This window comes from Paenibacillus amylolyticus, assembly GCF_051136285.1.
In the GTDB taxonomy this organism is placed as follows: domain Bacteria; phylum Bacillota; class Bacilli; order Paenibacillales; family Paenibacillaceae; genus Paenibacillus; species Paenibacillus amylolyticus_F.
This window is the reverse complement of sequence record NZ_CP194938.1, coordinates 3,976,402-3,990,265: the sequence shown is the minus strand read 5'-3', so window position 1 is coordinate 3,990,265 and position 13,864 is coordinate 3,976,402. Positions and strand designations below refer to the sequence as shown.

Sequence of the window (13,864 nt, the reverse complement as noted above, 5' to 3'; positions counted from 1 at the left end):
CAGTTACTTCTGAGCCGCCGCTTCAATATCGGCATATGCCCAGTGTGTTGCTGGCACATCACTGAAGAATGGCGCTCCAGCTCCTGTCAGCGGTGTACGCTTGAACAATACGTTCAGCACTTTAACCGCTTCGGCGCGAGTCAGCTTGCCTTCCGGCTTGAACGTGCCATCCTGATAACCTGTCATCAGCCCCGCAGATTGCACGTATGCAATTGCGTCCGCTGCCCACAGATCAGCAGGTACATCATTAAAGGATTCTGCTGCTGTTGCATTCGTGCTACTTACAGATGCTGCCGACGTCGTTCCCGCTGCATTGGCTTCTTGCTTTTGCATCCAGCGATACGCAATGGTTGCCATCTGCGCACGGGTGATCGAACCTTCCGGTGCAAACACTGTGCTGTTCAGGCCATTCATCATACCAGTAGCCTTCGCCTGCCCAATCTCGTTCGCTGCCCAGTGCGTGGCTGCTACGTCAGCAAAGCCTGCATCTGTTGCAGGTGCTGTTGCTGCACCACCTGACAAGTTACGGGCAAGCATCGCTGCCATCTGCGCACGTGTCACGAACGCATCTGGACGGAAGTCCGTGCCGAAGCCTTGAATGTACGGATGGTTTGCTTGCTGAGCAGCGTTCAGCCCGTCTACAGATACCAGTGTAAACGTACTGAACTTGGTTACGGTGAATTCAATCCCTTCACTGCCATCGGTCAGCTTCACCAGTTTACCTCGTACCAGTTCTTTCGTACCGTCACTATGTTCAATGTATACAGCGAGGTTATTCAGCGCTTGCTGACGAGCCGTGGCTTCGGTTGGCAGACTGTTCCCCAGCGGCAGAGTCAGTGTTACTTCACGGCTCTGCATATTGGTTTCGATCTCCACTGGACGAGCCAGTACACGTACATTACTGTTCAGTGCAGCCTTCTGAATCACTTGCTCTTTCTTCGCGCGTTCTTCGACTTCCTTACGCTCCGAATCCTTCTTGAGAGGAACGATGCGGAAGTACATATCCTGATCGAATCCGGCGATAGATTTCGTTGGTACAGAAATGACTGCATTTTGCGTTGAAATCTCCAACTTGAGTGAGCCGTCACTCAGTTCTTTAACAGCAGTTTTCGGAACTTCGACCCGTGTCTCGGACACGGCATCCTTCGTATCGGGAATAACGATCCGTGCCGTATCGGTGCCCAGCTGTTTTGCTTTTTCAACCGATTGCTTCGCAATGGCATCTGTCATTTTAACCAAATCTTTAACGATACCGTTTGTTTCCGTTGTGCGTGTAATCGGCGTTTTGGTCAGATTCGTACCGTTAACACCGTTAACATCCACGACGATCTGCTCTTGCTTCGTCGTTGGTGCAGGCGTTGGTGACCCACTTCCACCGCTACTACCACTTCCTGTAGGAGCGCTAGGGGTAGTCGGGTTAATTACTGGAATGAAGTAATTGTTAAATGCTTTCTGAATATCTGCATAGCTTGTATATCCACCCGTTGGCTTCTTATCAAGCATCCATTGCGCAAGTTGTTCCAGCTTTGTTGCATTGTCCGTGATCGTAGCCAGCTTGCTGAAATCCAGAGGAAACTTCTCATGAGGCGTATTGGCCTCTATAGATTGTTGATATCCGTAGAGGCTTTTCAGTGCCACCAGCATCTCACCCGGGGTAGCAGGATCATTGATTGGGGGATACTGTAAAAGCAACATGATCAGACCGATATAAGAATCATTCAGTGAAACGTTCTCGTCTTTAGATAAACGCTGAACAATATATGAGAATAATTGCTTGTCTACACTGGAAAGCTTGGAATATTTCTCACCCACGAATTGTAAGTTATCAGTATCTGGATATGAGATATACTTGTATGGTTCACTAAGAAGACTATAGAAGCTGCTCAAATGCTGTTGAGATACTACCAGGTCTGTTTGTAGCATCGCCATAAGCCCTTCATATCCCACTCTCAGCGCATATTGCACTTCGCCCTTGGATTTATAATTATAGTAGTCCGAAGGTATCAATGTCATGACAACCTGAGCAACAGCTTCCTGTTCTTCCGGCTGAAGGTCCCCGAATCCCTCTGGAAGTTCCAGCCACTCCGGCTGCTTGATTAATTTGAGTATATCCTTCAGATTTTGTTGGCTCTTAGCCAAGTTCAACTCTTCCAGCGGATTGCTTTCCTTATTTTTAGTGAAAACCAATTCCTTGTACAAACTGGCGGGGTTACTGCTACTGGCCTTTACGCGTACCCATACAGATACATCACCATCAAAGCTTGGTGGCGATGCTGTACTGTACTCCTTCCAGTCAACACCTTGGTTCTCGCTATATTCCATTGTCGTATCCGCGCCAATCATGACATTCGCTTCATCATCTGCGGTTACTGATGGGGCTGGCGCTGGCGCAGAGAGAGTGCCCACTTCCTTCATTGAATAAGCAGCCTCATAATAACTCATATCAACCCACACGATGATGTTAAAATAATATTTGGTGTCTGGTTCTAAATTGTTGACGACAAAAAAAGTATCAGTAGTTCTATCAACGTATCTTCCGTTTTTTTGAATGTTTGATAATGTATCAATATTGGGTTGATTGGATACGTAAATATCATAAAGAATATCACCGCCATAATAGTTAGCATTTGACTCGATGAGAGCTTCCGTCCAACTTAACTTAATTTTATTCGCTCCGGCTTGTACAGTGATTTTTCCATCTCCTACATCCAATCCGTCTGCATGTACTGAAGTTACAGCAAAAATCTGCATTACCAGAACAAACACAAGTAACACGCTAACTGATTTACGAACTTGCTTACTCATAACTACCCCCTCAGAATATAACGCGATTAATTCGCTTTTGATATCTTCATTTTATTCCTTGGGTCTTAACAAACACTGAACATTGAAGCAAGCAGCAGGAGTTACTGAACGCCACCTTTGCATTACAAGACAACACAAAGTTAGTAGGAAGTCAGCCAGAATCAACATAATTTGGGATATCCTTATACGTGCCAAAAAGTGTTGTCATCACACCATTCATGCTAGAAACGTCGGTAGCCTTATTCAATTCTTTATATTCTGTGATTTTCGTGACCATAAATCCGAGCCGACTATTAAAGTACGTAGTAAATGAAGTGCCTTGAAATCTGTTATCAAAGGACAAGACGTCACCTACGAACAATGTTATATCCGCTCCGGTCAGTTGCATATAACGATACCCGGCTTGTTTCCACTCCGATTTATCGACACTCGGGAAATAGGGCGACCATTTTGCCATGGAGTTATACACCTGATCCATTTTATCTTTTTTGAGCCTAACTCAGTTTGTTTTGGTAATACGCTGAGATTATAAATCAGATTAAATGCATATACAGCCTGATTGTCACTGTCGTATTGCACATCTAGTGGAATCAGCATAATCATACCTCTGGCAATCTCATTCTTTTGATCTTCGCTTAATGCTTCGTAACCTTCAGGTAGCTCCAACAACTCTCCTTCTTCAAGCAAATTACCAACATTAGCTATTTTTTCGCCCGGGTTTGAATCATCATACCCTTGTCTCTCCATCTTTAAAATTTCAAATGGGTAAGATCGAGCACTCACCACACCTCCGGGACTTACAATCTGAAGCAACATCACCGCCACCAACAAAAAACTTACTATCTTTCTGAACAAGGCTTCGCTCTCCTCTCATTTCATGTTTGATCCTTATGCCTGTATCTTTGGACCTAGTTTAGAACACAGTAATAAACAGAATCTAAACAAAAAGTGAGAATAAACGGAAAGAGATCCACTCTATAATTCAACATAGAATGGATCTCTTCATATTTTCGTCAAAATTCATCATTATTTATTAAAAAGTCCTACTTCATGCAAATCCCTTGTTAATGCTCAGCCTTTGGCTTATAGTTACTCAATTTCCCCTCATAAATCAGCTTCAACTGCTCACTTTGGCGAAAATCATCCGGGGTTACAAGCGCAGGCAGCTTGTTCCACAGCTTAATACCCGAGCGTTGCAACATTTCGGCTACAAACTGCGAGCAAAAATAAGAGTTGCTGAACTCCACCGGTTCCTTCAGAGTGATACCAAGGAGGCCCAACAGATTATACATATATTTCTGGCGGCTGCGAATGAAAATGTGCAGCACACGTTTCATTTTTTCCACTTCACGCTCCGTGACTTGAAGCTCGTAGATGACACAAGTCGTGTTTGGATACTTACTGTACGTTCCTGTCTGGATATCTTCCTTCACAAACCCGCCATTCAGCGGGTTGCTCGGATGTTTGCGACCAAAGCTGTACAATTCCGTTAATTCCCGGTCGAACGAGATCGAGGCATGATTATACGGCGCTTTGGTGTAGCTCTGAATCACTTTCGTAAACAACGTCCCTGTATTCGTCAGCAAAATATAAATCGAACGTTCATCGGTCATCCTCATATTTCCCCTTATCAAGTTGGCACTATTCCTTCATAATAACATAGGTACCCTATAATGGAATCTCACATTGACTAAGCAGGTGATCTTCGTACATGAGCAGCTCCCTATTCACATTAACCTTGATCTTTGCAGCCTTACTTATTATTCATATTGTGTACAAAGTGATCACTAAATTGCAGCCGGACAAGGATTATTCGGGCATCGGAACTAAAATCAAAACTTGGTGGGGCATGCTGGTCATCTTTTGCCTCGCTACCCTGTTTAACCCGATCGTCTCACTGATTTCACTCATGGTGCTTGCGTTTTTTTCACTGAAAGAGTATTTCTCCATGATCCGCAACACACGTAAAGCTGACCGCCGACTGTTTCTATGGGCATATCTCGCGATTCCCGTGCAATTTTACTGGATTTACATTGGATGGTATGGCATGTTTATCATCTTTATTCCGCTCTATGTATTTCTCGTCTTGCCCATGCCACGTCTGATCAACAAGGGAACGATCGGGTTTCTACGCAGTGTCAGCTCCACACAGTGGGGACTCATGCTCATGGTGTTTGGATTAAGTCATCTCGCTTATTTCCCGTTTGCCTCACCCGAGTACGGATCAAAACTTGTACTTTTCCTCGTTGTGCTAACACAACTTAATGATGTGGTGCACTATCTCGTATCTCTGTATTTGGGCAAACGAAGAGTGGTGCCTACAGCAAATCCTTTTATCACATGGGAAGGGTTTGTGTGTGCATTCCTAATTACAACGGCAGTCTCCTATTTCATCCATCCCTACCTGACACCATTTGATTGGCAGTTTTCCCTGTTCATCGGGGCGCTGATCGGCCTCGCCGGATTCTTCGGCAGCCTCACCGTATCCGTGCTGAAGCGTGATCTGTTGATCGGAGATGACAGCAAGTCGGACGCGCTCAAAAAAAGTTATCTCAGCCGAGTCGACAGTCTCACTTATACCTCACCGGTCATGTTCCACGTCGTTCGGTATTTCTTTGAATTCATGTAGAACGTCAAAAAAGCAGCCCTCAAGGCTGCTTTCTCTGTTTTAATTTATCTTTATCCTCACAAAATAATTCGTCTCTGTCTCCTGAGCATGCCTGCAGTTATTTCAATCGGATCTCTTTCTCAGACATCAGCATGTTCCCCTTATCATTGGTGAATACAAATGTGGCTTTCCCGCGCTCGCCCTTCATCTCGTCCGAATAGATAAATCCGGAAAATTGTCCATTGCCGCTAAAATAAAAGCCATCCTCACCGTTCGCACCGTGCTCGATCGCTTCTTCCAAGGAGTTCACAATCGTTACCGTATTTGATGTCCAACGCATTTCTGTTAGGCTATACCCCTTGGGCACTTGCTTGATGGTAAAATCAAAGCTGTTGCCCTCCATCGGTTTTTTCGTCTGATCAATAACAATATCGATCTCCTCTGAAGATGCCGAGGCAGTAGATTGCATTTGCACCTTGTCTTCTTCAGCTTGTGCATTGCTCTGATCATTATTGTTTTTAGCTTCCGCATTAGGTATAGAATCCTGTCCAGCATCCTCAATTGGCTGCTTGGACTGCGGATATGCATGTTCCTGAACAGACTCTTTATTATTTTTGGCGCCACAGGCGCTAACGACAATGGCCATACACAGCACCGCTGTATACAGTGCCGATTTTCTGACGATACGATTCATACTTCATCGACTCCCTATATTCTTTTTGCATCCTTCTCATACACAGATTAGAACGTGAACCCTATTCATCACTACACCATATCGTCCCTCATGAAGCTCCATAATATGTAAATGACATTAAAATTCAAACTGTAACTGTTCTTTCGTAGTGATGAGCGTATGAGTTTGCATTAAAGAAGATGGGAATCAGAAGCGTTACTTCTTATGATTAATGCTCAAATCTCGGTAACTCCAGTACCTGACCTGATTGAATGGTTCCGTGTGCCAATTGGTTCGTATTTTTGAGCGCTTCAACATAAATCCGAGTATCCATCTGTTCTGGTTTGTTCGCAAGCGATATACTCCATAACGTGTCTCCTGAGGATACAACGACCTGCTGATTCAGCAACACTGGCTGATCACCCGCCGAAGCCTTGAACACTACACTACAACCAGCAATGAACACACTAATGGTAATGAGCAGCTTGATCATCGCTCGACGTGTGACTTGATCTCGCATAAATAACATAGAAGTGTACTTTTCAAACGAATAATCTGGCTTTCCCAACATGGCCTGTTCAGGTTTATGAATGCTTTTGTACGTGGAATATCTCATCTTCATTTGACCTCCGATTTTCAACTTCCCTTTTTCGCTAATCTTCACTTAGCCCGCTTATATAATTGCATTTAACAACAAAAAATATCTATCTTGCTAAATCTGCAGTAGGAACATACTACTAGACATTAAATTAAAATATAGGTCTATATTATCACCCCATTCTAAACAAATTCTGAACAATTCCTGATCTAAGATAAACAACAAGAATTGAATAGATGCCTGATTTTCGGCGATGAGATGTTTGTTCCTGCCCTATAATAAGGGAAAGATTGTGATTCCAAGGAAGTAAGGACGTGCGGTTTATGATCTCTGCAGATCTGAAAGAACAGTATTACCAGGCACTAGTAGCCAAAGATTCAGAATATGAAGGTTTATTTTATGTCGGGGTCAAAACAACGGGTGTATTTTGTCGCCCTACTTGCCCTGCACGGAAACCAAAGTTCGAAAACTGCGAGTTTTATGAGACTGCTCAGCAAGCCCTGCTTGCGTCATTTCGTCCGTGCCAGCGTTGTAGGCCTTTATCTCATCCCAATCAGGTTTCGGATGTGGTTCGCATGCTGGTTGAGGCTGTAGAGAAAGAGCCGGAGAAACGATGGAAGGAACAGGATTTCAAAGCACTGTCCATTGATGAATCCACAGCCCGTCGTCAGTTTAAAAAAAGATTCGGCATGACCTTTGTCGAATATGCACGCGCCCGGCGCATGGGACTAGCCCTAAAGAATATTCGCTCCGGACGTACCGTCATCGATAGCCAGCTCTCCACGGGATATGAGTCGAGCAGTGGATTTCGGGATGCTTTTTCACGGATTATGGGAGCTGCGCCAACACATGTAGATGAAGAACGGATACTGAAGGCGGCCTGGATCGACACCCGTCTTGGCCCTATGATGGCTGTGGCGGATGAGCAAGCTTTATATTTACTCGAATTCATTGATCGCAGAGGACTGGAACGTGAGGTAGAACGTCTGCGAAAGCGTACCAAATCTGCAATTGTGCCTGGCACAACAGCACCTATTCAGTCCATAGAGCGGGAGTTAAATGAATATTTCGACGGCAAAAGGACGGCGTTCGACACAGCGTTGTTCTGTTTAGGAACACCATTTCAAAAACAAGTCTGGGAAGCGTTATTAGCTATTCCAGCCGGAGAAACAAGATCCTATCAAGAGATCGCTAACGCCGTTGGAAAACCGACAGCATGCCGTGCAGTAGCACAGGCGAATGGTGCTAATCAGCTTGCTATTGTTATTCCATGTCACCGTGTAATTAACGCGAGCGGGGAACTGGGTGGTTATGGAGGAGGACTGACACGTAAAAACTGGCTGCTCCAACATGAGAAACAGAGGTCATGATCGTGAGGATCAGCATTACATTTATCTGATAAAGGAATGATTCGAGATGAACGTCAACAACCACACGTTAAGGGAAAAAGCTGAGCAATTTCATCAATATCACATCAAAGGAAAACCACTCGTACTGGTGAATGCGTGGGATGCTGGAAGTGCACAGACTATTCAATCTACAGGAGCGGCAGCTATCGCTACCGGAAGCTTTTCTGTTGCCGCAGCCCACGGTGAGCAGGACGGAGAAGCTCTGCCCTTCCATCTGGTGCTTGCTAACCTTGCACGCATTACAAAGAGTGTAGATTTGCCAGTAACCATTGATATAGAGGGAGGGTATGGCAGGTCTGTGTCAGAAGTGAAGCGAAATGTATTGCAAATTATTGAGTGTGGAGCGGTAGGTATTAATATCGAGGATCAGCTTCCGAATGGTGAAGGTTTGTATAGTTCTGCAGAACAGTGTTTGAGGTTATCCGCAGCACGCGAGGCTGCAGAGCAGGCAGGCATTCGGCTTTTTATCAATGCGCGTACGGATTTATTTCTGCAACAAGTTCCTGAGCAGCATCAAGAAGCGTTGGTAAATGAAGCTATTACAAGATCGAAGGCGTACGCAGAAGCAGGGGCTAGCGGTTTGTTCGTTCCAGGTTTACAGCATCCGGAGTGGATTCAACAACTGTGTGATCAGTCCCCAATTCCCGTCAACGTGATGGTAACCTCCCCGGAGCCTTCACCCAACCAGCTGGCTGCACTAGGGGTAGCACGAATCAGCTATGGCCCTTATCCTTATCTGCAAATCATGGAACACCTGAAAGCGTTAGGGCAACGTATTTTGACAGGATCATATGGATCATAATAAAGAGGTGTGTTCGTACCACGCTTCCCTCATGAACAGAGGATGTTCTCGGCCTTCACCTGTGGTATAATCCCACTACCTAACTAGTAACAGGAGGCACATATGCTTAACGTTGAACAAAAGCTCGAAATTCTTGAATCCTATCCCCAGCTGCAGCGCAAAAATGTTTCTCTGGGGCGTGTAAATTTCCACTACGAAGACAGCGCCTATGAGAAAAAGATCGTGGCACTTCACATTCACCCGAACGGTAATGGTTATATCTATGCCGGGCTGTTGCCAGACTACGAAACGGATGCCAAAGGGTTCGTCAATATTCGTGACTACTCGGAAGCGGATCTGCGCTCCTTGCTGGATGCAACACTCAAAGCGATGTCTTACAATCCGGATGCAGTTGAAGTAGCTGAAAAAGCTCCCCTCCCAAAAGAATCTATCCCAGTTACCCTGTCGTCAGGCGGCGGAATATGGATCAATGAAGAGGGACATACACTTACCTTAAAATATGATAATGACATGTGGTGTGTGTATTCCGGTCAGGATTTGGATATGGCTTTTGAATCACGTGGCGAAGCTGGTGAATATCTTCAAGAGGAAGGTTTCAAACCGCAAGCTCAAGCTTAAATAACGATACAGCAAACATGAGAAGGTACAACAAACACGAGGCGAGTTCATACTCCCTCGTGTTTTTTTATCTCCTTCGTCTAATTAATATTACTGAACACCTTCATTTACGTTCCTAATCACTTGAACTCTTTTCCTTAGGTGTTTGACTCGCGCATCGTTAGTCTTTGCTGGCTTTTCGTACAAGCGGCGCATGTTTCATCATCGGATAAGTGGACACGAGCAACGCTCCGCCGATCAAACCCAGCACGGTAAACAGCACCATTCTATTTAACCTCGCGATCCACAGCAGCAGTTGTTCCAAGTCTGCAAATGCAACCACCAGTGACATCACCAGACCCAAGCCGAACAATAGAATCAGGAAATTGCGCATCCCCAGCCGAATCCAGCAAACGGTCAGAAAAACGGAAAGACCAAGTACCAGAAGTCCAAGCATCAAGTCAATCCACAGATAAGGAAATACAAGATAATCAGAAGAGTAGAGCATTCCCGGTTGGAACAGCGTGACCTGAAGCCATCCCCCTACATTCAGCAAATGCACAACCAAATAGATCAAATGCAGAATGACCATCGTGCCAACAACCATGCAGGCCCCCATCATATAAAATGATTTCATGAATTGAATCCGTGTACTGCCCATACTAATGGCTACCGGGTAGAGCGTGATCAGACCTGCAATGGCAAAAGTACAGATTCCTCCATACATTGGCCCGAATAACTGCGAAGAATAACTGACATGAAACAGGAGGCCAATAGCCACGTAGATCGCCGTCAGCCCAAGAGCAATAGAAGTAAAGATGATCAGATATAAACGCATGTCGTCCAATATCAGCCGGTTGGTTCCTTTTACTGCATTCATACTCTCGCCCCTTCCTGCTTCCGGGTCACATTCACCAGATAATCCTGGAGTGCTGCTTTTTCAATGGAGAGTCCATGATGTTGAGCCTTGACCATCCATTCCTTTGAATACACGTCATCAATCATCACTTTACCGGTTGTGCCCATTCGGGCAGAATCGATGATATTGGCACCCTGCGACGCCGCTTCCACATCTTGAACCAACCCTGTTAGAAGAATTCCACGTTCGCGCATCTCCTCCATAGGATGATGATATAACACCTTTCCATGATGTACAACGATCAGGGTTTCACACAAAGGCTGTACCTCTTCAATGTGGTGTGTCGATATTAGAATCAGACGAGGGTTACCCTCATACGTTTCCAACAACGCTTCATAGAAAATTTTTCGTTTCTCGGCATCCAGGCCGTTTGTAGGCTCATCCATAATGGTTACACTTGCATTACTGCACAGTCCCAGAATAATCTGAGCGGCTGTCTTCATGCCCTTCGAAAATTTACTGATCTTCTGTTTAGATGGTAGCTCGAAGATATCAGTAAGCTGTTTGGCAAGCTGGTGATCCCACTGTGAATGAAAATGTGATCCAATGGTAACCAGATCATTAACCGTCCAGTTTTTACCAATGGGATGATTCTCCTGGATATAACATAGATGCCCTTGAGCAGACAGATTATTGTATGGGTTCTGGCCCATAACCTGAATTGTTCCACTCTGGGGACGGTTGTGCCCTGCGAGAAGGCTCATTAGCGTAGTTTTTCCGGCTCCGTTTCTTCCCCAGATCGCTCCAATCACAGGCTCACTCTCATGCAATGTGACCTCGTTCAGAATAGGGTCTTTATTCTTCTGATAGCTGTAACGTACCTGCTCCATCTGGATCATACTCCACTCTCCTTATCCTTCTTGCCGCGGATCAGATCAATAATCGCGTCCTCGTCCATTCGAATACGTCTGGCTTCTTCAAGTAAAGGTTTGATATATTCTTCATAAAAGTGCTGCTTCCGTTCAACGAGTAATACTTCCCTGGCTCCCTTGGCAACAAACATACCCACACCTCGCTGCTTGTATATGATGCCTTTGTCCACCAACTCCTGCAGCCCCTTTCGCGCCGTAGCCGGATTAATGTTGTAGAAGCGGGATAATTCATTGGTTGAGGGAACCTGCTCCTCCACCCTTAATCGGCCTTCAACAATATCATCCATGATCATCATGGCAATCTGATGAAAAATAGGCTGGGATTCATCTAAAGTCGATTTCATCTGTTTCCAACTTTCATACATAATAATGATTCGTGTGCCTTCCTCCATAGAGGAATGGCTTAACGGCTGGATCGCTTACTTCATCACCTTGTTCTTCATAATTCAAGTTAGTTGGTTAGTTACTCATGTAACTAACTATAGTACACAAAAACACAAATGTAAATAGACCCTTGTTAATTCATCAACTTCTCCATACGCATCCGGTTATATTGGTTCAGGAGAGCGTCGAGTACTACGGATTGTCGGATCACTTCAGGATGAAGCATATTACCATATTGTGTGTGTATGTGATGCAGCTGTTGTCTCGCGTCTTCGATCTGTGACTTTAATTCCATATGATCCATAGTCCCCCCTCCTTTTGTCATATTTTAGCTTATTATGCCAATCGATAGTTTTATGAGGATATGACAGTGTACTTTCTTATGTATTATCACAGCATTATTACAGCGTTTATGGCATACCAAAAAGAACGCTTCTGAAGAAAATCAGAAGCGTTCCGTGGCTCAGGCTTATGCCCCCGAACCTTATTTCGTATAGTCATTTAAGTTCCGAATCCGTGGTCACTGGGTCTCATAATTTCTGGGTCGGGATTCTTTGTGTCTGGGACAGGTTGCGCAGCAGGGACTGTGATGGATACAATGATACTACATGTAGCTATCAGCAAAGCCAACTTTCTCTTCATTAAGTTTCTGCACCTCACTAATGATCATTTTGTATTCCTGTTTCGCCGTCTCAGATGCGAATTCCCTGTATTGCTCAAACAGTCCGACTCCTCTAAGCATACCTCGTCCGCTGCTAATTTCAATAGCAAATTTTAAACTATCTAACACAAATCTTATACCTGAGTGATACTCTTCTTTCCTTAAATAATATGCACCCAAATCCAATAAAAGTCGTAAATATCGATCATCTGTAACCTGGGTGCTGACTTTACCAATTCGGTTACTTTGCTCCTGATATATAAAATAGGATTGGTAGTCCCGCAAGACATGATCGATATTCTGGTTATAGTGTAGAGCTGCCTTCACAATATCACAAAGTGCTGGGAAAATTTCGTTCTCTTTACTTGAAATATACTCCAGATAATCAGGCAAAACTTCAAACTGTCCAGCCATCAACTTGTAGATATACCGGTTAGCCTCCGCCCATTCCTGGAACTGATTCATGACAACGCGTTCTTCTTCATCGGGGTCTTTCACCCAGCTGTTATTTGCGTATAAAGCAACATACTCCAATGCCGTATGGTAATTCTTTTGATGATAATGCGCGCTTCCTGAGGCAAGGTAGGAATAGAGAATATAAAAAACAATCGGCCTTTTGGTCTCCTCCTGTTTCCTCCTGCCGTTAAGTTCATAATGGACTGTAGCTTTAATTTTTAATTTGTCGGATAGTTCCTGTACTTTGTTCCATCTATGCAAAGCTCCGAACGCATTAATCAGTTCATTTAGTGCATCCAGTTGATAACGTTCATCCAGCCGATCCACATAATATTCAAATTGAGCTGCAATAATGACATTCCGCTGCTGATCACTCGTCAGTCCAAGCTTGAACAGGCGATACTGACAGAGCGCAAGCCGTTCAGAATGCTGCATTTTCTCACTTTCGGCGATCGTTTCATATAAAAGAGTTGCCGGTTTCCTTTTGCCAGCATGGTAGAATTCCTCGGCCACATCAAATAACAACGGGATATACGACAGGTTGTCCATCATCAGACGAATGACCTCTTCGATACAGTCCAGCTTGTCGAGTTCAGCACATCGATGCAGGAAAGGCCCTAATCTCCGCCAATCCGGGGTAGCATGCACAAAGCACTCATCAATATACAACTCGTAGAAATGGCCCGCCTCAAGCTTCATGGCTACTGTAATACGATCCAACTGCTGCATGGAGATCGGTCGATTCTTGTTCAATATGTTGCTGAGAGTGCCAGAATTAATTCCGGACAGCTCTGAAAAAAGACTGATCGACATCTGTTCACGCTTCAGATAACGTTCTAAATGATCGCGTATCGTGGTTGTCGGCTCCAAGGGAACACCACCCTCCAAAATAAAAACACCAAAAACGAGACTGTGTGGTACGCAAAAGTAATTAAAAGTAATTATATGTAATATGTACGTGCTTTTCAATAAAATAATTTCAACTAATTTGTATTAATTACATTTTAATCCTTTTAGAAGGAATAAATATGTACCTATATTTTATATCGAAATGCGCTGTTCTTCCAAGCCCTAAGTGTA

The 13,864-nt window shown here is 44.4% G+C and carries 14 protein-coding genes; 4 read left to right on the top strand and 10 right to left on the bottom strand.

Features of this window, described 5'->3' with window-relative positions:
• Nucleotides 1–3 precede the first annotated feature (3 nt).
• From ACR8BL_RS17545 to ACR8BL_RS17535, 3 genes are all read right to left on the bottom strand, one after another.
• Entirely contained in the window at nt 4–2,805 is a 2,802-nt protein-coding gene (locus ACR8BL_RS17545; RefSeq protein WP_434748797.1) for a DUF4073 domain-containing protein, read from the bottom strand.
• 378 nt (nt 2,806–3,183) lie between these two features.
• Nucleotides 3,184–3,660, bottom strand: a complete 477-nt coding sequence (locus ACR8BL_RS17540; RefSeq protein WP_434748796.1) for a hypothetical protein — start codon at nt 3,658–3,660, stop codon at nt 3,184–3,186.
• A 209-nt stretch (nt 3,661–3,869) separates the two neighbouring features.
• The gene (locus ACR8BL_RS17535; protein ID WP_434748795.1) at nt 3,870–4,418 is read right to left on the bottom strand and encodes a hypothetical protein; all 549 of its coding nucleotides are present in this window, start codon (nt 4,416–4,418) and stop codon (nt 3,870–3,872) included.
• A gap of 98 nt (nt 4,419–4,516) precedes the next feature.
• Between ACR8BL_RS17535 and ACR8BL_RS17530 the strand changes: the two genes are divergently transcribed.
• Nucleotides 4,517–5,434: a phosphatidate cytidylyltransferase gene (locus tag ACR8BL_RS17530; protein ID WP_434748794.1), complete on the top strand. Its 918-nt coding sequence runs from the start codon at nt 4,517–4,519 to the stop codon at nt 5,432–5,434.
• Between the two features lie 97 nt (nt 5,435–5,531).
• On the opposite strand, the gene ACR8BL_RS17525 is transcribed toward ACR8BL_RS17530, so the two are convergent.
• The gene (locus tag ACR8BL_RS17525; RefSeq protein ID WP_434748793.1) at nt 5,532–6,107 is read right to left on the bottom strand and encodes a hypothetical protein; all 576 of its coding nucleotides are present in this window, start codon (nt 6,105–6,107) and stop codon (nt 5,532–5,534) included.
• 208 nt (nt 6,108–6,315) lie between these two features.
• Nucleotides 6,316–6,702 carry a LysM peptidoglycan-binding domain-containing protein gene (locus tag ACR8BL_RS17520; RefSeq protein WP_434748792.1) on the bottom strand — a complete coding sequence of 129 codons (387 nt, stop codon included), beginning with the start codon at nt 6,700–6,702 and terminating at the stop codon, nt 6,316–6,318.
• 305 nt (nt 6,703–7,007) lie between these two features.
• Here ACR8BL_RS17520 and ACR8BL_RS17515 point away from each other — a divergent pair, with 305 nt between their 5' ends.
• The 3 genes from ACR8BL_RS17515 (at nt 7,008) to ACR8BL_RS17505 (ending at nt 9,513) form a co-directional block, all read left to right on the top strand.
• Complete coding sequence (locus ACR8BL_RS17515) at nt 7,008–8,054, top strand: bifunctional transcriptional activator/DNA repair enzyme AdaA (protein WP_434753158.1); 1,047 nt, start codon at nt 7,008–7,010, stop codon at nt 8,052–8,054.
• Nucleotides 8,055–8,100: 46 nt separating this feature from the next.
• Nucleotides 8,101–8,895 (top strand): isocitrate lyase/PEP mutase family protein, encoded by a 795-nt coding sequence (locus tag ACR8BL_RS17510; protein WP_434748791.1) that lies wholly within the window; start codon nt 8,101–8,103, stop codon nt 8,893–8,895.
• A 102-nt stretch (nt 8,896–8,997) separates the two neighbouring features.
• A complete protein-coding gene (locus ACR8BL_RS17505; protein WP_434748790.1) occupies nt 8,998–9,513 on the top strand; it encodes a hypothetical protein in 516 nt (171 codons plus the stop codon).
• 160 nt (nt 9,514–9,673) lie between these two features.
• On the opposite strand, the gene ACR8BL_RS17500 is transcribed toward ACR8BL_RS17505, so the two are convergent.
• From ACR8BL_RS17500 to ACR8BL_RS17480, 5 genes are all read right to left on the bottom strand, one after another.
• Nucleotides 9,674–10,372 (bottom strand): hypothetical protein, encoded by a 699-nt coding sequence (locus ACR8BL_RS17500; RefSeq protein ID WP_434748789.1) that lies wholly within the window; start codon nt 10,370–10,372, stop codon nt 9,674–9,676.
• The gene (locus ACR8BL_RS17495; protein ID WP_434748788.1) at nt 10,369–11,250 is read right to left on the bottom strand and encodes an ATP-binding cassette domain-containing protein; all 882 of its coding nucleotides are present in this window, start codon (nt 11,248–11,250) and stop codon (nt 10,369–10,371) included. The genes ACR8BL_RS17500 and ACR8BL_RS17495 overlap by 4 nt, the downstream gene beginning before the upstream one ends.
• Nucleotides 11,247–11,627: a GntR family transcriptional regulator gene (locus tag ACR8BL_RS17490; protein WP_434753157.1), complete on the bottom strand. Its 381-nt coding sequence runs from the start codon at nt 11,625–11,627 to the stop codon at nt 11,247–11,249. Before ACR8BL_RS17490 ends, ACR8BL_RS17495 begins: the two co-directional genes overlap by 4 nt.
• Nucleotides 11,628–11,800: 173 nt before the next feature.
• Nucleotides 11,801–11,971, bottom strand: a complete 171-nt coding sequence (locus ACR8BL_RS17485) for an aspartyl-phosphate phosphatase Spo0E family protein (protein WP_434748787.1) — start codon at nt 11,969–11,971, stop codon at nt 11,801–11,803.
• A gap of 300 nt (nt 11,972–12,271) precedes the next feature.
• Entirely contained in the window at nt 12,272–13,654 is a 1,383-nt protein-coding gene (locus ACR8BL_RS17480; RefSeq protein ID WP_434748786.1) for a helix-turn-helix domain-containing protein, read from the bottom strand.
• Between the last annotated feature and the right edge of the window lie 210 nt (nt 13,655–13,864).